Genomic DNA, 20901 nt, shown 5'->3' with positions numbered 1-20901 from the left:
CATTCGGCTTTAGGTACTTTGGAGGAAAATACTAATGTGATATCACCTTCAACCCTACGCCAGGAGAATCGCTTTGCCCCGATTTCGCAAATCTGCTTCGCGATCGCCCAACCAGGCTCAACCCCCGCTAGAGTTTATCGCGCCAGATATTAACCTCAATGTAGTTAAGCTGGTGAAACTCGCGCTGCCGCTTTGGATGCGTCTCAAAACGCCTCTGACCCGCGTTGAAGCTAAGAATGTCGAGCAACTAATCGATCTCTATCAGCAATTTCAATCAGGCAAGGTGCGATTACTGTTCGCATTTCGTCATCCTAGCGTTCAAGATCCGATTTGCATGGGCTATTTGCTCCATTATTTGATGCCCAAACTGGCAAAACAACAAGGCATTCGGCTCAAGCCTCCCACCCACGCACATTTTATGTACGATCGCGGCATTCCGCTGTGGGCAGGGTCGCTGGCAGGTTGGCTTTATTCCAAACTGGGGGGCACTCCCATCCATCGCGGCAAACTCGATCGCGTCGGCTTGCGATCGGCTCGTGACCTATTCGCCAATGGTGCATTTCCGCTCTTGGCGGCTCCCGAAGGCGCAACCAACGGACACAACGAAACCATTAGCCCCTTAGAGCCAGGAATCGCACAAATCGGCTTTTGGTGTGTCGAAGATTTGATTAAAGCAGGACGATCGGAAAAAGTCTTAATTGTGCCGATCGGCATTCAATATCGCTACATCACACCTCCCTGGAAAGCCCTTGAGAAACTGCTAAGTGACCTAGAAGCTGATAGCGGAATCTTGAGAGAAGCCAACGATGAAAAAGAAGGACATCTTTATCGGCGTTTATATCAGTTAGCAGAGCATTTATTAACGGTGATGGAAGAGTTTTATACGCGCTTTTATCACCAAACCTTGCCGACCACCGCCGCTCAATCATCTGAGATTGAAGGCGTTTCTCCTGGCTCAAACGCAGAGTTTGCCGTCCGGTTAGAGGCGTTGCTGAATGTGGCGCTGCAAGTAGCAGAACAATATTTCAACATTCAGCCGAAAGGAAGCGTCATCGATCGCTGCCGCAAACTTGAACAAGCCGGGTGGGATTATGTCTTTCGCGACGACTTGCATCTAGAAACCCTATCACCGCTCGAACGCGGACTCGCCGATCGCATCGCCGAAGAAGCCAGTCTCCGCATCTGGCACATGCGCTTAGTCGAGAGCTTTGTCGCCGTCACTGGCAAATACGTCCTAGAAAAACCCACCGCCGAACGCTTTGCCGAAACGACCCTGCTGATGTGGGATGTGATCACCAAAATCAAAGGCGGCAATGCTTTCAAGCGTCCGATGTTAGGTCAGCAGTGTGGGCTGGTGACGATCGGACAACCGATCTCAGTCTCCGATCGTTGGGACACTTATCACAGCAATCGCCGCGCTGGTAAACAAGCCGTTTCTGATCTGACTCAAGACCTGCAAACTGCATTGGAGAGCTTGATTATATAGCCCTGGTCAGCATTAAGAACTATTTGGGAGAGCTACCTAAATCCCTCAAGATTGGGGCAGTTTAATCCGCGTTCCTAAGGAAACTGTCGAGTGAAATAAGCATAAGTGTTGGGGCGCAGTTCCCGAAAGGTGGCTGGATCGGTGACGAAGAGTGAGTAGGCTTCAGCAAAGTTTTCTTCCCAGCTTGTAGCGCCATAAGGGGTAATGCTGGTTGGCATCGATCGACCTCCCGCTTGTGCCCGATCTCTCTCAACCGCCTGACGATAGGCAGTGGCTTGCGCCCCGGCAACGATCGCAAAATTGCCGCTGGCATCTAGCTGATAAACCAATCCAGAGAGCGATCGAGCGCCCAAAAGCTGCTGGGCATTCCCCGAACTAGAGTAGCGGCTCCATGCCCGATTCAGAATGGCGTAGTCGAGTGCATGTCCAATCTCATGAAGGATGATGCGGGTAGAGTCAGGTGAGGTGCCAAAGCGGGAGAGAGAAGTGTTGAAAGCATTTGTGCGAATGGTAATCGTATTCGTGTTCGAGTCATAGTTTCCTGCTTCTGAACTGCCAGCCACCGTAGCCGCCCGATGGAATTCAACGTTTTCAATTTGCTGTAACGCCGAGCCAGATAACAAACCCAAAGCTTGATGCAGAAGCGTAAACTCTGTTTGCGACCAGCCAGAGCCTAACCGAAAATTGCGCCCACCGACTTGAAACGTGGTTCCTGCTGGCACGGGTTGCGGTGTAGGCGCTGCGGGAACAGTGGCAACGTTTTCGATCAGCAGATGTTCAACCGAGCTAGCGCCTGTGCCGACATCGTAGTAGCTAAATCGGTAGATGGCACGATCGCCCCCAAACGCAGTCAAATCCAGTTCCAGCGCTACGGTCGTATTGAGCGGCAGAATGATCGGAGACGTTTGACCCATCAACCAACCGCCCACGCTCCTTAGCCCCCGATGTAGGTCATAGCCCGTAACGCTTCCTGCCATCGGGATATTCGCTGAAAAGCTGACGGTAGCGCTGACGAGATAGGCGGCGGTTGCTCCACCTGCCAGCGCCGGATTTGTCGCAAACAGGCTAGTAAGCTGACTGGTCAAGACTGAAGGAACTGGGAGCGTGTTGGATTGCATCTCCCGCCGATCGACTGCTGGAATTGCTCCCAAACTGGTTGCTGGAGTTGTTGGCTTGCGCTGAACAGTTGTCTTGCCCTGAGTGCCCCCTGCCTGCTGCACCACATGAGTCAGTTCATGGGCGAGGAGTTGCCGACCGCTGACACTCTCTGGACTATATTCGCCCTGACGAAAAAAAACATTGGTTCCGGTTGTAAAGGCACGGGCATTTAGCGCTTGACTCAATCGATCGGCGGTCAAATCAGTGTGAACTCGTACTCCGCTGAAATTTACACCGAACGCGGATTCCATTTGAGTTCGCACAGGGTTTTGTAGCGGATATCCGTTGCCGCGAGACTGCTCGATCGCCGACTCAACACCCGGAGCAACTTCTGTTGCCGATGGAGCCGATCTCGATAACGCTAATACTCGCTGTACATAGTTGTTACCGTACTGCTGCTGTAATTGAAGGAGATGATTTTGCGCCACAGTTGACTGCATCGCCCCGTGAGCGGTAGCAGATAGGGCACGATCGACCCGACGCAGCGACAAGGAACTCTGAATCGGGGTTGCTTTTGCCGGGCGCAATCCGCTTTTTGAGGAGCGAGACTGGATTTTTGTCCTTTGTTCGCGCATCGCTCCCTCACTTTTGTCCAATTTTGAGTATGGTTTCCGTCACCAAACCGACTTCTGTTGGTGGGAACGGTTCAACTGCTAGCGTTACTACACAGCTAATTCCGGCTTTTAAGCGTCCGTCGAGTGCGCCCCAAAAATCCCAGACGTTGGGAGTGCGATCGGGTTGAGCGATCCAACTGCGGAGCGGCAGCGATTGGTTGACCATCTCGCCTTGCAGCACTTCTGGCGGTAGATTGGGGTAGCGCAGCAGCGTTTTTAGGAGACTGCCCAATAGTCGATGCTCGTCGGCGATGTCTTTAGTCCAAATAGTGATCAGGTAGGTGAAGTCAACGCGAGTCGGCGCAGGAGTTTCGGTGCCGATCGCGCCATTGCGAACGAGGGAAGACTCATTGCTTCGCAGCCCCAGATTTTCGCGAATGTCGTATAGAAAGAGATTGACCGTCGGCTTGGTCAGCTTGGTTTCCCAGTCGCTATTGGGCATTTCAAACTTGATGTCGATCGCTGCGTCGTCGATCGGCACTTTTTGCCGGAGCAATTCTCTCAGCGTGTCATCCAAGTGATGAATCATCGGCAACCTCCGGCAGTGACAGTTCGTCGGGCGTTAAGTTGTGCGGCCAGTTGGGATCGGCGAGTTTGGGATTGATCACGCCGTTGTCAAAATCGAGCCAGATGCGATCGTCATTTCGGCAGTCATAGGCGCGGCAAGGAATAGGACGCTGAGTATGAACACAACAGCCTAAACTCGTGCGATCGACCTGATGACAATAGCCATCTGCGCCTTTAGCAATCACGTAGGGTTTGTTTAGCTCCCATCGAATCACGCCTTCTTCAATGTCTTGTCGCGACAGGGGAAACACCATTTTACAGCAGGCAGCTTTGCACAGGTGGACTCGATTTTCGCAGTCAATTTTTGCAGTCTGGACAAACGTATATTTATCTTGATTGGGTTCTTGCAGGGCAACCCCCGGATCGTGTTGTTGATAACGCTGGAGTAGACGATCGACGAATTCTTGCTTGCGATCGTCGATTTGCTCAACCGTGATCACTCCCGTTTCGACTAGCAGATCAATCAGCGCATACACAAACGCCGCCGACTCTAGTGAACGACCCGCAGTTGCATTCACGCGAGTATGAAGATACGCCAGCCCGCGCGCAATGTCAGAAAATTGCACCAACTGCTGGCTCGAATCAGGTATGTCTGATGGGGATCGATCGTGGCTCATCGGCAAAGAAATGATGGCTACGTGAAACTGGGGCGACTGCTTAGACAAACACTTCTGGAGTTGTCTTTGAGTCTAATTCACGCTGCACACATTTCCACTTTTCCCTAGCTAATTCTTAACGTGTAGCAATCTTATTTCAGTTAAAAGTGGGACAGGCTTCTAGCTACGGGCAAGATGCCCATCCCACAATCTACTAGGACTTACGCATTGACCCGAAAATGCAGATGTGCATTAACGCAATTTCTGGGTTACGGCGTTTCTAAGAAACGGCTTTGAACCTGAGTTTTTGTTCAAAATCACTTGAAAGCCTGTAGGAACTGTAGTTTTAGAGACCAAATATCAAGAGTGCATATTACTGTTTTCTGTCAATGCGTAAGTCCTATCTACTTAGAATTGCTATAGTTGGGCGGCTTGTTTTACAAAAATTCTTCTTCACTTACTAACCGTCCCATCTTCTGCAATTCTCGTTTGGTTGCCTGCAACAGATGCGCCATGTTGATACTCTGCCCAGATTCAGCCGCCAGAAACGCAGCCGCTAGTGCAATGTTCGCAATGTTGCCGCCTGCTAACTTAAATTGTTGAGCAATGGCTTCAAAATCGAATGGCGCGATCGGCGTTTCTGAAGGAAAAACGCCTTTCCAAATGTTCAAGCGATGTTCCACATCGGGGAAGGGAAACTCAATAATAAATCGTAACCGTCGTGTAAACGCCTCATCTAAATTCTGAACCAGATTCGTCGTCAAAATCGTAATGCCTTCATACTCTTCCATTTTCTGCAACAAATAAGCGACTTCGATATTGGCGTAGCGATCGTGCGCGTCTTTAATCTCAGACCGTTTGCCAAAAAGCGAATCAGCTTCATCAAACAACAAAATCGCATTGGCACTTTCGGCAGCCGTGAAAATTTGATTGAGATTTTTCTCGGTTTCGCCAATATATTTACTCACCATTTGCGATAAATCAATTTGATAGAGATCAAGCCGTAGCTCGTTGGCAATAATTTCTGCCGCCATTGTTTTGCCAGTCCCCGGCGGCCCCGAAAATAGCGTGTTTAGCCCTTTACCGAGCGACAGTTTGCGATCGAAACCCCAGTCTCCATAAACAATGTGGCGATAGCGAATGTGGCTACAAATCTCTTTTAATCGCGCCAGTTGATCCGCCGGGAGCACAATATCTTTCCAGGTGTATCGCGGCGTAATTTTGCGCGTTAGCCCCTCCAACTTCTGGCTCGACTGAGCGCGGGCAGCCCTGAAAAGCTCCTCAATCGTCGGCGGCTGAACATCCCAGCCCTCTTGAGATTGCAGTGCTGCTTGCCAACGCGAGTGATGCTGCGCCATTAGTACCGCATCCGCAATTTGTTGGGGCGTTAACCGAAAACGATCGGCAAGTCCATCTAATTCCTGATCGACAATTTCCATGCCCAGCGCCGCAAGATTAGCACTCCAACAAGTTCGCCGTTGAGCAAAGCTGATCTTAGGAAAGCTAACAGGGATGAAGCGGGCTGTACAACCTGACAGCCGCTGAGATTGAGTACCTGCCAAAATCATCGGCAAAGCCTCGTCTGAAAACATCGAGAACGCTTGTTCGATCGCGCTTAATTGGGCGTTGTCCAATCCCTCTCGCTGGTCAAGATACAACACTGCATTTTGAAACCGAGCCTCCCGACCCAGCCGCCGCAACGTTTGCTCAAGATCAGGACTGGCAGCGATCGCCTGATCGACGATCAAAAGCGACGCATCCAGTTCATGGCAGATCGCTTCTGCCGTTTGGCGTTTCTCCAACGCGTCAACCCCTTGAAAATAAAGCTGTAAGGGTTGCACTGTGTGCGCGATCGAGCGCAGCGCCTGCTTGATCGGGGCGTTGAGCGGCAGATCCTCTAGCGAAATGGTGGGCTGAATCAGTTGGCATGGTGCAAGTCGAGAGTCTAAGCCCTGCTGCCCCATCAGAAACCGGATCACCTGCTCGTCCAGCTTGAGAAAATAAGACAGGAGCGGTGGCTGCGCCCGATTTGGGTCTACAATCAGATGCAGTAGCCCGTGTTGCATCAACGGGGCAGCAGGCGCAAATCGATCGCGCTGCTGCATTTTAGTTTCGGTGGTGGCACACAGCAAATTCAGAGCTAAATCGACGCTGGGATGTTTGCGGGTCACATCATCTTGAAGGTAAGAGTAGATCCGCTCATACCCCAAGTCAATCTCAGGCGCTAGCGAAATCAAAACAACGCTGAGGTCAAACTCAGAGAGTCCAAACGTGTGTTTCAACCAGTTGAATGGAGCAAGTTGACTAAGTTGTTCAGCGAGATCGGGTTCTGACTGGTGCGATCGCAGAGTAGGTTCTCCAACCTTCCGCGCTAACAGTCGATCGATCTCTTCTCGATTAATGTAAAGCCCGCGGTAAGGATCAGCCGCCGCTTCTGAACCATACAAAATCTCAGCCCTAGAGATGGCATCGGTCAGCAAGTGATCCAGTTGCTGCAACGCTCTTAGCATGTCCTTAAGTTGCGCTACTTGGACTAGCTTCTGTTTAGCCATCGCTTTACTAGCTACAAAGTCAGCCTAAATATAACGCCTAATGACAACTGCACTTATCGAATCGTAAATCAAAGGGGGATGAGCCGCTAAATTGTAAAGTTTTGCAAATGTAATGCAATTCAAGCTCAATTTTGTTAAATTGGATACAGAAATGAATCGTTCATCTCCTCCAGGAACCAAGTTTTTTGGCTTTTAGAGAGACGGAAGTAGGGACTCTCCCGAAGGAACGCGCCTCCTGTTCACTACACTTTTTCAAGAGGTAAGCGCCATGAAACGGTTTAACCAACCCAATCAACCCAACAAGTCTCAGATCATCGACGTGAGCGACGAAACCGTTGCTTTTATGTTGTCTAACGGTTTCTCCACAGATGGTAGCTGGTACAAGTGGTATAAGAATCGGCATCAGCAACCCAGAGTCACCGAGCAGTAGAGCCGCAGACCTCGGAGGTTTCAACCAAGCATCAAGCATTGTGACCGACAGAGGGGCTTAAACCTCCGAGGTTTTGAAAGGTTCACGGTTTAACTTTTTGAATTTGGCGATCGCACTTCACTCAGCGATCGCCATTTTTGTGAATAAATCTGCAAATAGTGAGTGAAACTGGCTCCTGAGATTCGTTACACTTAGTTACAGTCGTCGATCGCAGTATCTTAAGTCATCATGCCCGACACCATCACAAAGCTGGCCTATCAAACATTTCAGCAAAGCAAAAGTTATTTTGGGCTGGCGCATAAAGTGTTGAGTACGCAAGTGCTTAATCTCCTGGCTCCTCCGTCCGAGAAAAGAACAGTTTCACTTCCGCCTGAGTTGCTGCTTAAAATTCAGCAACGATTTAGTCAGATTCTGGAAGCTGACTGGCAAGACGCAGAAAAAGGCGTTTATCCAGAAAGTATGTTGTTTGATAACCCCTGGGAAGATTTCTTTCGGTTTTATCCGGCTGTCTGGCTCGATATGCCCCAGATTTGGGAGCGGGCAAACCAAAAGCGCTACCAGGAATTTTCATCTAATGTTGAGACGAGTGGCTACCCTAGCTACTATGTGCAAAACTTTCATCACCAGACTGATGGCTATCTCAGCGACATGTCGGCAAACCTCTATGATTTGCAGGTAGAGTTGCTGTTTAACGGTGCGGCAGATGCGATGCGTCGTCGGATCTTGGCTCCATTAAAGGAAGAGTTGCAGACGTTTAGCGCGATCGAGCCTCGTCAGATCAAGATTCTAGATCTTGCCAGCGGCACGGGTCGCACGTTGAGAATGCTGCGCGGGATGTTGCCTAAAGCATCTCTCTATGGAGTCGATCTTTCGCCTGCTTATCTGAGGAAGGCAAATCAAATGCTCTCTCAGATTCCGGGAGAGTTGCCTCAATTAATTCAAGCCAATGCTGAGGAATTGCCTTACTTAGAGAACTATTTTCATGCAGTAACCTGTGTGTTTTTGTTCCACGAGTTGCCGCCGCAAGCGCGTCAGAATGTGATTGATCAAGCCTTTAGAGTGGTTAAGCCCGGTGGCACCTTTGTGATCTGTGATTCAGTTCAAGTCAGCGATTCGCCAGAATTGGCTCCAGTGATGGCTGGCTTCTCAGATACTTTCCATGAGCCTTATTATCGTCACTACATGAATGATGACTTGATTGCTCGTCTTCATAGTGCTGGCTTCACAGATGTCTCGACGCAGGTGCACTTTATGAGTAAGTATCTCGTCGCTCATAAGCCTGCCGAAGGATCTCAAGATCAGTCTGCACAGAATTCTGAGCAGCAAGAGATTCCGCTAGGAGTCTAGATCTCTTCGATTAAGCCGTCAGAAACAGTTAGCAACCAATGATTGATTGCTAACTGATGCCTTGTACGTTGAACGGTTGAAGTTTATGCAACGCGATCAACAACAGAAATGAAATAATCTCGGATTCCTTTACAAATTGACCGAATGAACAAATGAGTTATTCAGGGGGCACACGTTTGTGAAGGTGAACTTTAAAACACTCGTCGATCGTAAAGTTCCGGACGAGTCAAAAAATTGTTGGATTTCCCACAAAAAAACCCTACTCCGATCGCGAAATAGGGTGAGTATACAAAGTGCAGTGATGGCGATTCTACCGATCGCTGTCACCGATCACACTTGAGAAACGGGTTGTCGTTTGGCTGCATTTAATTTCGCTTGCAGGTCTGCCCAGTGAACGCCTTCAAGATCGGGTAAAACCACATCTGCCGCTCCAACCCGCTTAACTGGGCCCAACCCGATCGTCAACATTTTTGCTGCGATCGCCGCTTCAATTCCGGCCGCCGCATCTTCGACGACCACACACTGATCGGGCTGCAATCCTAGCTGATTGGCGGCAAACAGGAAGAGATCGGGAGCAGGTTTCGGACGTTCTACGCTGTGACCATCGGCGATCGTATCCATTAAATCAGCGATGCCTAATTTCTCAATCACCGGACGGGCATTTTTGCTTGCCGAACCCAATGCGATTTTGATTCCGGCTTGCCGTAATTCGTTGAGCAACTCTCGCGCTCCGGGCAATAGATCGGTTGGGGCAATGTCTTGAATCGACTCGACATAATAGTGGTTTTTGCGATCCATCATCGCTTGCAGTTGGGCTTCTGAATAAGGTCTGTCACCGACGATTTTAAGCAGTGATTCTCGACGAGACACACCTCTCAACGCTTCGTTGGCTTGACGATCGAACGGTAGATTTTCTTCGTCTGCAAGTCGTTGCCACGCCCGATAGTGAAATTCTGCGGTGTCGGTGAGAACGCCATCTAAATCAAAAATAAATCCTTGAACGCCTGAAGAATTTTGAATTGCAGGAAGGGATGCGGAATCGGTTAAATCTGTCATTGCATTTGTTTCGCTGTTTGCGTTGTTGGCTTCGTTCTTCAAATCAAATTCGTGCCATTGGTCGCGCCAGTGTAGCTTAAATTTTAAGCGCGTCCAGTTTGGCGGAAGATGAGGATGGGCGATCGGTCCATTTTCGGTCAACTGCACGCCGCCAAATCCCCAAACAAGCACTTGCCAAATGCCTCCCGCAGATGCGCCATGAATGCCTTCTGCGGCGTTGCTTCTCGTGTCTTCGATATCTACTAAGACGGCTTGCCAGAAGCGATCGGATGCCTCTTGCACGTCGCCCAAATCGGAGGCCAAAATTGCATGAATCGCCGGCCCTAGCGACGAGCCGTAGGTAATATCGGTGCGCGGGGCATAATAGTCCCAATTGGCTTTGAGAATTTTAGGATCGTAGGGAAACTCTTGTGACTGACGCATTAGATAAATCAGCATCAGCACATCGGGCTGTTTGAGCACTTGCCGCTTATTGGCTCCATCAATGCCTAAAATGGTCTGCATGGATTTGGTACGCGGTTCATAGTCAGCTAAATTGATATCTTCGATCTTAAAGAAGTTCTCAAATTCCTCAATTAATCCTGTCGTCGAGTCGTAGGAAATGAAGAGATTATTGATGATATCTTGCCAGCGCGATCGTCGCTCAGACGTAAGTTGCAGGGTTTTCTGTAGCTCGATCGCTTTGTCCGGATAGTGATCGAATAACCAATCGAACACAAACATCGCTTTTTCGAGATGCCATTGTGCCATCCGATTGGTGAAAGCACTATTATGCACATCATGTTCGTGATATTCATCCGCGCCAATTACTTCGCGAATCTCATAGCGTTCCTGTTTGGTGTTCCATTCTACGCGACTGCGCCAAAACACTGCCGTGTCGAGAATTAACTCTGCCCCACAGTCTCGCATCCATTCATCGTCGCCCGTTGCCTTCCAGTAATACCAGGCACCATAGGCGATGTCAGCGCTAATGTGAATCTCGCGATCGCGACACCAAATCCGAATATCTTCGGCATAAGGATCGTTCGGCGATGCCCAGCGCGGCGTGACTTCATCGCCCGTATCGGCACTTTCCCAGGCAAACATTGCGCCCTTATAGCCGTAGTATGCTGCCTTACGCCTGGCTCCGGGAAGAGTGTGATAGCGATAGTTGAGAAGATTGCGCGCGATCGCGGGCTGCGTGTAAGTAAAGAACGGCAGAATGAAAATTTCGGTATCCCAAAAAACGTGCCCCCGATAGCCAAATCCTGCCAGCGTTTTAGCCGGAATGCTGACGCGATCGTCATGACGAGGAGCCGCAATCAAAAGCTGAAATAGGTTGTATCGAACGGCAAGTTGCGCTCTCACGTCGCCTTCAATCACAATATCGCTGGCTTCCCAGTTTTGATTCCAGGCTTGCTCGTGAGCGCTCAACAGCATGGAATAATCGGGCAGAGAGGCGAGCTTTTCTTGGGCGGCAGTGACAGGCGACTCGACTTCTCGCGAGGTAAACACGGTGAGCAGATTCTCGATCGTCACCGTCTGTCCCATCGTCGCCATAAAGGTTGCTGTCAATGTGGGATAGCCCGGAACGCTCGACACCTGCTGCGATGCCTCGACTCCTGACAGCGTGATGCCGGATGCCATTGATAGCTCAATCCGAGAGCTACGAGTTCGCACCTGTAGCCAAACCCCATGCTCGGTTTTGCCCTGATTCAGCCATTCCCAATGGTTAAACCCCTGATTTTCAGGATAGCCATTAATACTCGCTTGCACTTCGATAAAGCCGTCAAAATCGATCGGTGTGATTTGACAGCGCAGAGCTAACACGTGCTGATCTGCCAAACTCGCAAACCGTTCAAAATTTAACTCAACCGTTTTGCCTCCAGGACTGCGCCACCGCACCAATCGACTCAATAATCCTCGCCGCAGATCCAGCCGCCGCTCATAGCTCAACACCTCGCCCTGATCCATCCGAAAGCGATCGCCGTTGATAATCACCACGAGCGGCAACCAGTCGGGGCAATTGACCAACTCGGTATACATCACCGGAACGCTGTCATAAACGCCGTTGATCAAAGTGGATGGTGACGCACGCGGATAGCCCTCCTCAAAGGTGCCTCGCGTTCCTAAATAGCCATTGCCGATCGTAAAGACCGTTTCTCGGTGATGCAACTGATTGGGGTCAAAGTCCGGCTCGATTAGGAGCCAATCTTTATAGATGAAAGGCGAAGTAGGAACTGGGTTAGCCATCGTCACGACACTGGGTAGAGGAGGTGTATGGTAGAGATTAGCGCTGCATGTGCGCTTCTAAAATCAAGTCGGCTCTTGGCTTATAGAGTAGATAGAATAGCGCGTCTAGATATCGCAATAGGGCTTCTCGATCGTCGCGGGAGACATAGTTCCAAAAGCCATAAATTTTTGCCAACAAGAGAAGTTGCTGGGTGTGTAACTGCCAGTTATACTGCTCCTGCACTCGCTTAATGGCGAGATCGGAAATCGTTTGCCAGAGTTGCGGATCGGTCTCGCACTGGGTGACAAAATTCAAGATCTCTTGAGCCATTTCTTCTAAATTCGTTGGATTAATATGGAATCCGTTTTCTTTGTCATTAATGATTTCTAACGCCCCGCCAAACTGAGTCGCAAAGGTCGGCAACCCCGAAATCATTGCCTCTAAAATGGTGCGCCCAGAGGCTTCAAAGTGAGCAGGCTGGACATAAACTCCCTGATGATCGGCGATCGTGCGATAAATCTCGCCCAATTCTAAACTGGTCAGCCGCATCCCCGCCAACCGAACTCGATCGTGCAGGTGATATTCATCGAGAAGGGCATATAGCTTTTTAATTTCCTCGGCTTCTACAGAACTCCTCGCCTGATTAAAGTCGAGATTATTCGTGACGATGATCAAATTACAGTGAGTCTGAAGTTCTTGACTTTTGCCAAAACACTCTACCAACCCGGTCAGATTTTTGATCGGGGTCATGGGCGCGAGGGCTAAAATTGGGCGCTTGTCGCGATCGGCAAGTACCCCGAATGCCATTGCGTCTTGACGAACCAACAGCAAATCATCAATTCGGCTGTGCAAACCCGCATCGCGATCGCCTACTTGACTATAGGGAAAGAAAGACTTTTCGTTCACGCCGGGCGGCACTCGATTAAATTTGGGGCTAAACAAATCAACACCATCCACCACATGATAAAGCTGTGGCATCGTAAAGCACTTATAGGATTCATATTGCCCCATGGCGTTAGGAGTTCCCACAATCTCTTGATAAGAGGACGTGACAATAAAGTCTGCCGCATTCATGGTAATCAAATCTGCCGTGAATTGCGCGGAAAAATGATACTGCTCTTCGAGATCTTGCCAATAGAGATTACTGAATAGCCGCTTTGGTTTTTCGAGAGAATGAGCAATGGTGCAGTAAATTGATTTGAGACGACGAGATAATAGAAATGCAACTAAATTTCCATCGCTATAGTTACCAATAATCAAATTGGGACTGCTGCCGAGTTGTTTCAGAATCTCGGCTTCGGCATCGATCGCAAAACTTTCTAAATATCCCCAAATCTCATATTTAGACATCCAGTTTTGAGTCACTTTGGGGTTAAATTCTCGAAACGGCACTCGCAGAATCCAGGCGTTTTCGGTGTCATCTACTTTTTCGAGCCGCACCCCGCACTGAGTGCCCTCACAGTTAGGAATCAGACGAGTTAAAATTACCACTTGCGGCTGAATATTCAGCAAGTCTAACCCTGCAAGGTGAATGTCTTCTCGCAGTTTTTTCTCTAAGCTTCGAGCTTGATCTAAAACGTAGGCCACCTGTCCTGTCGTCTCTGGTCGCCCTAACACGCTTTCTTGCCCAATCCATCCATGAATCGAGACGAGCACCACCCGAAATGTTGCCGGAATGCGGCTGACAAATGCTTCTAAAATGGCAGGCTCAGGATTGGTGATGAGACGATCGAGCAGTTCCAATGTGTCAGAGACGCGCCCCGCTGTATTGCCCCACCCTGGCTCAAATCCCAATTCTTGCAGGTGTTCATGCACGTCGCGATAAGGCTCGTCTTCTGAGCGCAATCGCAAAAAGCGCAGCGCCTGTTTGACCTGTTCCGCCATTTCTTGACCTGAACGAATGCGATCGTTAATCAATAACTTGATCGTGTCGTAATGGCTCCGATTCAACACGTTAAACAACGCCTCTAGCCAATAAGACGAGTCGTTGAGCAATTCGTCGCACAAATAGCGATTGAGAAAGGCCAACCCTTGCCCAATATTTCTAGGGTCGCGAATCGTCGGGGAATCTTTATAAAATGGGCGCAGGTCAAGTTCTAAGATGCGAGGTTGAGCGCGATCAACAAAGCGATCGCGCACTTCTAACAGCGCTTCGGGGGTCATCTTCTCAAACTTCCTAAAATCAGCGCTTAACCGCCAAATCTCCTGACTGCCGATCCAGGGTCGCAGCACAAACCAGGTTTCCCTGTCTTGGAGAATGATCTCGTGCGTGTGGTGCAGAAATTCTCCGATCGAGGAGGCGTGAAAAAAGTAGGCAGGTTTTTGAGATTGGTGACAATAATCTGCGAAGGTTTGCAGAATCTCAGTTCTCAGGAAGTAGCGCTTTTCTGAAGTGGAGAGCGCCTCAATCACTTGATGGAGATCCTTTTTTTCGTCGCTGTCAAGCACAGCGTGAACCAGTTCATGCATGGAAACAAAGGTGTAAAGTATCGGGCGTAGAAACTCAGTAGAAATCTACCTTTAGAATAAGTTGGAACCCCAATTTCACCCTCTATCGATAGATGCAACTTTTATGCCTATGGAACAAAAAAGCACACGTTTGATCCGCTTCCATCAGGGATACATCTCATCTCCGAGAAAGAGGGTGAGCGGATTGCTGAATGGAAGGGTGTGACAATAGTTGAGACTAGCAAAGAGAGGCGGGCAAAGGAGTCTGTGCCCACTCTTGAGGAGGCTTGTTTAATTCCTGGTGGACTCGATCGTAGCGAGCCGCGACAACCGACCCAGGATTTTGAATAGACTCCCAGAACCTAATCTCTGAAATTTATCGCTCCTGATCAATCACTGGATGACCTTGCGTATCTACATCTAACTCCTCGCGTCGCAGCGTTTCTTCTGCCATCACGGTGTCTTGATCGACGACCTTCGTCACGCGAACTTCCTCCCGCACAAACGCTTCTTTGTGAACATCTGGGGTTTCCTCATAAACCTCCATCCGAGCCACTTCCCCCTCCTGAAAGACAGTTGCCCCAAGCGGGATAGTTGTTTCGCTCACCGGAGCCACCCGCTCGATTACAACTCGCTCTTTCTCAACCGGAACCGAAACCCTCGCCGTTTCTGTTTCAACGTGTTTCCCGATCGCCACTTCTCCCGTTTTTTGCCGTTGTTTGTTCGCAATCAGCCGCTCTTCATAGAGCTTTAAAGATTGGTGCTGAGTGTCATTCACCGCATACAGATCGGGGTCTTGCTCATAGTGATGCACACTCGGAGTCACCGCTTTCTGGGTCGTCTTTGCCACAGGACGGTAGACATCTCGCACCTGTTCTTCATAGTGATGGTCGATCCATTCTAAATTGTTGAGTTCGGGTAAATGTTCAATTTGCTCTCTGCTCAAACCATCTACATAGACGCGATCGTCAGTGTAATTAATATGAGCTAACCCGATCGGCAGCAACACTTTTTTGTTAGAGCCAGACAACCCCAAATCGACGACTAGATATCGAAACCGCCCTGCTTGATCGTCTACTAGAATATCTGCGATCGTGCCAACCTTGTTGCCAGTCTGTGTGCAAGCTTCAAACCCTTTGATTTCAGATTTGCTGTCAGAATGTCCTTCTCGATAGGTCGGATAAAAATCTTCTAATGTAATCAACGGCATTAGATTGTTCTCCATCTTTCTAGACTATTGCCTTGATGGTAGAGACAAAGCATTATTTCTTCATTCGCCAAAAGACTGAAAGACGCTCAATCTAAAGGCGCTCAATCTAAAGCAGGACTTACGCATTTCCAAAACCTCGGAGGTTTGCGTAGCAGATTGCAGTCCGCAATGAAAATCAGAGCACTGCGAACTGCGAATCATCAATTAGTGAGCCGCCCGATCGGTCAACTTGGTTAACACTTGGTTCGATCGCTCGACAAACGCTTTCATGCCATCAGCGTCAAAGCCTTTTTGTGCCATCAGCGCCAAATCATAAACATGATGACAAATCATGTCAGCGAGTTCTGCTGAAGGCGATTGACCTTTAGTGACGATCGCGCCCTGACTGAGGTTAATCAAGTTTTGAATCATCGGATGAGTCGTGTTGACTAACAAAATATGTTCTTCAGGGAATTGAATATTCTGCTGCTGCAACAACGCATTCATCTCTTGCATCCGGCGCAGTTGCTCTGGCAAAAGAACCATCGCGGGAGGCATGTTAGCAGGATCGTCTCCTTTTAGTGCCTCGGTGCGAATGATCAGCTTCGGCTTGTTGAGCGCTTTTTGGAACAGTTCTTTGACTTGTTCACTGCGAGTCTGATTGGTTTTAGGATCGACGATTTCAGCCTGTTCTTTGTCAATCAGCGTGTCATCTAACTCAGCATCTACTCGTGAAAACTGCACCTGCGAATATTCTCGCTCTAAGAAGCTAACAAAGTGGCTGTCAATGAACGAATCCATAAACAGGACTTCTAAGCCCTGACTGGTGTGAAGCTGCACATAAGTTGCCTGAGTGACTTCATCGGTGCAATAGAAGATCCGATTTTCGTGACGTTCTTTGTTGCGTTCTAGATATTCTTTTAGCGTCGTGTAAGATTTGCCATCAACCGTGTTGCTGACTGCGTTAGAAGTGTCTTCCCAAGCGTCTCCATCTGCGGTTTGCACTTCTACTTTCGGGATGTCATCGCTCAGATTAGATGTTGTGCGATAGATCAGGATATCTTCGACTTGCTTTTTGAATTTGTCATCGTTAATCGAGCCAAATTTAACAAAGGTGCCCAGATCTTGCCACGATCGGATATATTGCGCTCGATCGTCGCGATACAATTCTTTTAAGCGATCGCCGACTTTCTTAGCAATGTAGTCTGCGATCCGGCGCACCGTGCGATCGTTCTGCAAAAAACTCCGCGACACATTCAGCGGAATGTCGGCGCTATCGACCACACCCCGCAGCGGCAGCAGAAACTTGGGAATCACTTCCTCACAGTTTTCGCTGACAAACACCTGATTGCAAAATAGTTTGATCTGTCCTTTAGAGACATCAACATCGGGCTTCAGCTTCGGGAAGTAGAGAATGCCCTGGACGACAAAAGGATGGTCTGTGTTCAGATGCACCCACAGCAACGGCTCTTCTTGAAACGGATAGAGGTAGCGATAAAACTCTAAATAGTCTTCTTGGCTGAGGCTTTTGGGCGACTCTTTCCAAGGCGCTTTTTGGCGGTTGATTTGTTCGGGCGCTTTGGCTTCTTCGCCTTCTTTGGGTGGCTCGATCACCTCTAACTTGATTGGGATGGGCAGAAAGTCGCAGTAGGTTTTGATCAGTTGCCGAATTCGATAGGGTTCTGCATACTCGTGTTCTTCGTCTTGCAGTGCGAGGGTAACGGTAGTGCCGCGAGTTGAGCGATCGCCCTCTGACAATTTAAACTCAGTCGAGCCATCACAAGACCAGTTCACTGCCTGCGAGTCGGCTTTGTAAGACAGAGTATCGATCGTGACTTGTTTTGCAACCATAAAGGACGAGTAGAAACCGAGTCCGAAGTGCCCAATGATTTGCTGATCGGCACTGGCTTTATATTTCTCAACGAATTCTTCAGCGCTAGAGAACGCCACCTGGTTGATATATTTCTTCACCTCATCGGCAGTCATGCCAATGCCGTTGTCAGAGACGGCAAGCGTTTTGTTTTCGGGATCGATCGTGATCACGATTTCTGGATCGCCGATCTCACCCGAAAACTCATCCGAGTTAGACACCATTTTGAGTTTCTGAATGGCATCTACGGCGTTAGACACCAGCTCTCTCAAGAAAATCTCGTGGTCGGAGTAGAGCCACTTCTTGATAATCGGAAAAATATTCTCAGTATGAATACTGATGTTTCCCTGTTCCAAAATCGTTGTCATAGTCTAGTCCTGGTTACTTAAAAGCCCTCAGCCCTATTTTGGGTGAGGATGACACAATCGCTTTCATTGTAATCAGTAGCCGTTGCCGATGACTAACGATCGGGTTAAAAGCCTGCCGTGTGCTGTTACCAAAAAGAGTCAGAAAAGCAAAGCTGCTGGTTCCTGACTCTCCACCATAAATTACAAAATGAGAACGGTTTCTTTGATGACGGTGACTTCTATCTCATCTGTCTGCAAATGTCTTGTTTTTGAGCGTAGTGGCAATCAAAGTAATCTAATGCCTGACGAGCAGATTCAAAACTGGATGATCTATAGGGCGAACCGTTGGGATAGTTTTGTGAATCCCAAACTTTTAATGTATACGCTGTGTTGTTGTTGTTTGCCCATACTTCGTATTCATAGCGATACGATTGGCTTGTGTTTTTATCGTAGTAGCCACCGCTACCACTGTTAGCCATAAAGTCTGCGAGTGCTGTGCGAGGAAAAGCTAGCAGAGACGCTAAAGTTAACAATGTCAATAGAGTAGTTTTCACACCGATCATCTTCACCTGTTTATAAATCTGACTTACTCCTCAGGTATATGACTTTTCTGTTCTTTATCGATAAGTATTTATACGTGATTTTGCGTAAAAACCTCAATCAATACAGTAAGGATATATTGGGGAGAGTTTCCTTAAAGATTGTGTCTTTTCTCTACAAAAAAGCGTCTTGTCCCCATCCTAACCAGCGTTGCTTACAAGTAAACCAGATTTATGCAAATCACGATTTCTACTGTTTGAGAGATGCTCACCCCTCGTTTTTGTTCTAGAACTAAAGAATCTTGTTGACTAATTTATCACCTTGTTTCTTATGAACCAGGCATATCTTTGGTTGGGTGTTTTAGGAACTATTGTTGGCTACTGGGTTTTAGTTAATTTTCTTTTCTAGTCACGCAGGATTGGAGTATGTGGCTTGAATCAAATCAGCGATCGCTTGAGGGGCTTCGATCGGCAGCAAATGTCCTACATTGGGGACAACTACTAATTGGGCATTGGCGGTTCCTGCGGAGTTGCGCTCTGTAAGCGGTGCCACAACTTCTTGCTGAAGCAACGCTTGAGGAATCACAGCATCTTCAGCCCCCACGATCACGAGAACGGGAACCGTAATAGTGGTTATTGCCGCTGAAATGTCTTGTCGGCTGCCACATTCTAACCAGGCTTGCCACGCCTCTTGAGAACTGCGGAGATTGTCTTGAACGACTCGCTCGAAGGCATCCTCACTTAGGCCTTGAGCCGTAATCTTGTGAGCGGTTTCTTCGGCTGCCGATCGGTTTCCGTGAGTTTGCAGCAGACGCGATCGTTCTGACGCGGCGATCGGCTCTGGTGTTGGGGGTGAAGGAGCCAGCAAAATCAGTGATTGTAACCCCGGCGGTTGAGTGGCCGCCAATGCAAGCGCAACTTTGCCGCCCATTGAGTGACCAACGAGAATGTAATGCTGGAGATCAAGCTGACGAATCATTTCTGCAATGATAGCTGCAACGGCCTCTACAGTGCGTTCAACGATCGGTTCTGACTCGCCAAAGCCAGGCAGATCAGGCGCGATGCAGTGAGCCGTTTCTTGAAGTTGAGTGATCACCTCAGACCACGAGGCTGATGATCCTCCAAAGTAGTGAAGAAATATGAGCGATGGAGTTCCTTTTCCTCGTTCGATAATATTGAGCTGATCACAGATCATTCGTTGCATACTCACCCCTTTGACGTTGAAACGAGCAAACTGGCCGATCGGTTTATTTTTCAAAGTGACATAGCGTAACAGATTTGGCAACGGCAGTTAGAAGCCCCGATCGCTTGATTTAAGTTAGAACCATCATTCAAATGTTTCTAAACCGTTCAAGTTATGACTCGCACTCAACAAACCCTACTAAAGTCTCCTCGGCAAATGGCAGTCCTTGCGCTAACCGGGTTGATGCTCATGACCAGCACTGGAGTCTCAAACCAATCTGCAATGGCTTCGCACGTCTCTAAGCAGTCCTCTAATCTGGTCGCTGCTGAATCATCGGTGCAGTTGCCGCGATCGGTCGAACAAGCCGTTCGCCAAGATCTCTCCCAGCGGCTCAACATCCCACCACAGGACATCACGCCACAGGACATCACGATTGTTAGCTTTACGCCGCAAACCTGGTCAGACGGCTGTTTGGGTTTGGGAGGTGCTGCCGAAAGTTGCTTGCAGGCTCAAGTCGAGGGCTGGCGCGTCGAAGCCAGTGCCAATCAGCAGACTTGGATCTATCGCACCGATAAAACTGCTAACGTGATTCGGCTAGAGCCTCAGTCAACGGCTAGATTGCCCCCGATCGTCAGCCAACGGTTGCTCCGCCAGGTGGCAAAAGATGTGCGCGTTCCAGTAGCTCGATTGCGAATTGCCGAGGTGAAATCTGCAATTTGGGATGGCTGTCTAGGCATCTTTACGCCGGGGCGAGGCTGCACTAAAATTGCTCTGCAAGGGTGGCAGGTGATTGTCGCGGGCAACAAGCGCAGTTGGGTTTATCACCTCGATCAAGACGGAAATCGAATGGCTCAAAATCCTACCGCAAGTGGCAGTCGAGGCGGTTTGGTGCCTGCGTTTATTTTAGAGGAAAATAAGCCTCCGATCGAGCCGAGTGTGATTTTTCGATCGATCGTTAGCGGCGATTTCACTGGCAAAGTCACACAGATTACGCTAACGACAGATGGTGCCATTACCCAGTCGATTATGGCTCCTAATATTCGCTCTCGCCCAGTGGTGATCAAGCGATTGTCTCAGCAACAGATTGAGCAGTTTCAGCAGGTGCTACAAGCGCAGCGATTTCTCAATCTTAATGGTCTAAACTATCTCACTGAGGCAGTGTTAGCTGATTATCCCACGACCACACTGCAAAGCGCGGGGAGCCTGACTCAGTATGTTGATTTAGAGACAACCCATCTTCCTAAAGCGATGCAGCAGGTGATTCAGGCATGGACAAAACTGGATACTTCAAAAAATTAAATCAGTGC

At 48.9% G+C, this 20901-nt stretch carries 14 protein-coding genes and 1 riboswitch; of the genes, 4 read left to right on the top strand and 10 right to left on the bottom strand.

The annotated features are described in order from the left end of the window. Positions 1-73 precede the first annotated feature (73 nt). Positions 74-1486 (top strand): 1-acyl-sn-glycerol-3-phosphate acyltransferase, encoded by a 1413-nt coding sequence (locus C7B65_RS17165; protein WP_073070382.1) that lies wholly within the window; start codon positions 74-76, stop codon positions 1484-1486. A gap of 74 nt (positions 1487-1560) precedes the next feature. Here C7B65_RS17165 and C7B65_RS17160 read toward each other — a convergent pair whose 3' ends face one another. The 4 genes from C7B65_RS17160 to C7B65_RS17145 form a co-directional block, all read right to left on the bottom strand. After that, positions 1561-3219: an eCIS core domain-containing protein gene (locus tag C7B65_RS17160; RefSeq protein WP_073070383.1), complete on the bottom strand. Its 1659-nt coding sequence runs from the start codon at positions 3217-3219 to the stop codon at positions 1561-1563. Positions 3220-3226: 7 nt separating this feature from the next. Then, positions 3227-3787 carry a Pvc16 family protein gene (locus C7B65_RS17155; RefSeq protein WP_073070384.1) on the bottom strand — a complete coding sequence of 187 codons (561 nt, stop codon included), beginning with the start codon at positions 3785-3787 and terminating at the stop codon, positions 3227-3229. Further along, entirely contained in the window at positions 3768-4442 is a 675-nt protein-coding gene (locus C7B65_RS17150; RefSeq protein ID WP_073070515.1) for a YkgJ family cysteine cluster protein, read from the bottom strand. The genes C7B65_RS17155 and C7B65_RS17150 overlap by 20 nt, the downstream gene beginning before the upstream one ends. Positions 4443-4858: 416 nt before the next feature. Next, positions 4859-6973 carry an AAA family ATPase gene (locus C7B65_RS17145; RefSeq protein ID WP_073070385.1) on the bottom strand — a complete coding sequence of 705 codons (2115 nt, stop codon included), beginning with the start codon at positions 6971-6973 and terminating at the stop codon, positions 4859-4861. A 155-nt stretch (positions 6974-7128) separates the two neighbouring features. Further along, positions 7129-7206, top strand: a riboswitch (Glutamine riboswitch). Between the two features lie 35 nt (positions 7207-7241). On the opposite strand from C7B65_RS17145, the gene C7B65_RS27885 reads away from it, so the two are divergent. Continuing rightward, complete coding sequence (locus C7B65_RS27885; RefSeq protein WP_181314421.1) at positions 7242-7403, top strand: hypothetical protein; 162 nt, start codon at positions 7242-7244, stop codon at positions 7401-7403. A 228-nt stretch (positions 7404-7631) separates the two neighbouring features. After that, on the top strand, positions 7632-8750 hold the full coding sequence (locus C7B65_RS17135) for a class I SAM-dependent methyltransferase (RefSeq protein ID WP_083582771.1): 1119 nt from the start codon (positions 7632-7634) through the stop codon (positions 8748-8750). Positions 8751-9080: 330 nt separating this feature from the next. Here the strand turns inward: C7B65_RS17135 and pgmB are convergent, their stop codons facing one another. The 6 genes from pgmB to C7B65_RS17105 form a co-directional block, all read right to left on the bottom strand. Continuing rightward, complete coding sequence (gene pgmB, locus C7B65_RS17130) at positions 9081-12038, bottom strand: beta-phosphoglucomutase (RefSeq protein ID WP_073070387.1); 2958 nt, start codon at positions 12036-12038, stop codon at positions 9081-9083. Between the two features lie 37 nt (positions 12039-12075). Then, complete coding sequence (locus C7B65_RS17125; protein WP_073070388.1) at positions 12076-14487, bottom strand: sucrose synthase; 2412 nt, start codon at positions 14485-14487, stop codon at positions 12076-12078. Between the two features lie 355 nt (positions 14488-14842). Further along, positions 14843-15676: a DUF2382 domain-containing protein gene (locus C7B65_RS17120; RefSeq protein WP_073070389.1), complete on the bottom strand. Its 834-nt coding sequence runs from the start codon at positions 15674-15676 to the stop codon at positions 14843-14845. Positions 15677-15880: 204 nt separating this feature from the next. Continuing rightward, positions 15881-17893 carry a molecular chaperone HtpG gene (gene htpG / locus C7B65_RS17115; RefSeq protein WP_181314420.1) on the bottom strand — a complete coding sequence of 671 codons (2013 nt, stop codon included), beginning with the start codon at positions 17891-17893 and terminating at the stop codon, positions 15881-15883. A gap of 218 nt (positions 17894-18111) precedes the next feature. Beyond that, complete coding sequence (locus C7B65_RS17110; protein WP_143162026.1) at positions 18112-18426, bottom strand: hypothetical protein; 315 nt, start codon at positions 18424-18426, stop codon at positions 18112-18114. A gap of 394 nt (positions 18427-18820) precedes the next feature. Beyond that, positions 18821-19615 (bottom strand): alpha/beta fold hydrolase, encoded by a 795-nt coding sequence (locus C7B65_RS17105; protein WP_073070517.1) that lies wholly within the window; start codon positions 19613-19615, stop codon positions 18821-18823. A gap of 153 nt (positions 19616-19768) precedes the next feature. On the opposite strand from C7B65_RS17105, the gene C7B65_RS17100 reads away from it, so the two are divergent. Beyond that, positions 19769-20893 (top strand): tautomerase family protein, encoded by a 1125-nt coding sequence (locus tag C7B65_RS17100; protein WP_073070391.1) that lies wholly within the window; start codon positions 19769-19771, stop codon positions 20891-20893. Positions 20894-20901 lie beyond the last annotated feature (8 nt).

This window comes from Phormidesmis priestleyi ULC007, assembly GCF_003003695.1.
In the GTDB taxonomy this organism is placed as follows: Bacteria; Cyanobacteriota; Cyanobacteriia; order Leptolyngbyales; family Leptolyngbyaceae; genus Phormidesmis_A; species Phormidesmis_A priestleyi_A.
The sequence above is the reverse complement of the archived record's forward strand: the minus strand, read 5'-3'. Positions and strand labels throughout refer to the sequence as shown.

Bases quoted from the DNA above. Each gene is read 5' to 3' on its own strand.
- C7B65_RS17100 (WP_073070391.1), top strand. From the start codon at position 19,769: ATGACTCGCACTCAACAAACCCTACTAAAGTCTCCTCGGCAAATGGCA.
- C7B65_RS17160 (WP_073070383.1), bottom strand. From the start codon at position 3,219: ATGCGCGAACAAAGGACAAAAATCCAGTCTCGCTCCTCAAAAAGCGGA.
- pgmB (WP_073070387.1), bottom strand. From the start codon at position 12,038: ATGGCTAACCCAGTTCCTACTTCGCCTTTCATCTATAAAGATTGGCTC.
- C7B65_RS27885 (WP_181314421.1), top strand. From the start codon at position 7,242: ATGAAACGGTTTAACCAACCCAATCAACCCAACAAGTCTCAGATCATC.
- C7B65_RS17125 (WP_073070388.1), bottom strand. From the start codon at position 14,487: ATGCATGAACTGGTTCACGCTGTGCTTGACAGCGACGAAAAAAAGGAT.
- C7B65_RS17150 (WP_073070515.1), bottom strand. From the start codon at position 4,442: ATGAGCCACGATCGATCCCCATCAGACATACCTGATTCGAGCCAGCAG.
- C7B65_RS17155 (WP_073070384.1), bottom strand. From the start codon at position 3,787: ATGATTCATCACTTGGATGACACGCTGAGAGAATTGCTCCGGCAAAAA.
- C7B65_RS17105 (WP_073070517.1), bottom strand. From the start codon at position 19,615: ATGCAACGAATGATCTGTGATCAGCTCAATATTATCGAACGAGGAAAA.
- htpG (WP_181314420.1), bottom strand. From the start codon at position 17,893: ATGACAACGATTTTGGAACAGGGAAACATCAGTATTCATACTGAGAAT.
- C7B65_RS17135 (WP_083582771.1), top strand. From the start codon at position 7,632: ATGCCCGACACCATCACAAAGCTGGCCTATCAAACATTTCAGCAAAGC.
- C7B65_RS17145 (WP_073070385.1), bottom strand. From the start codon at position 6,973: ATGGCTAAACAGAAGCTAGTCCAAGTAGCGCAACTTAAGGACATGCTA.
- C7B65_RS17120 (WP_073070389.1), bottom strand. From the start codon at position 15,676: ATGCCGTTGATTACATTAGAAGATTTTTATCCGACCTATCGAGAAGGA.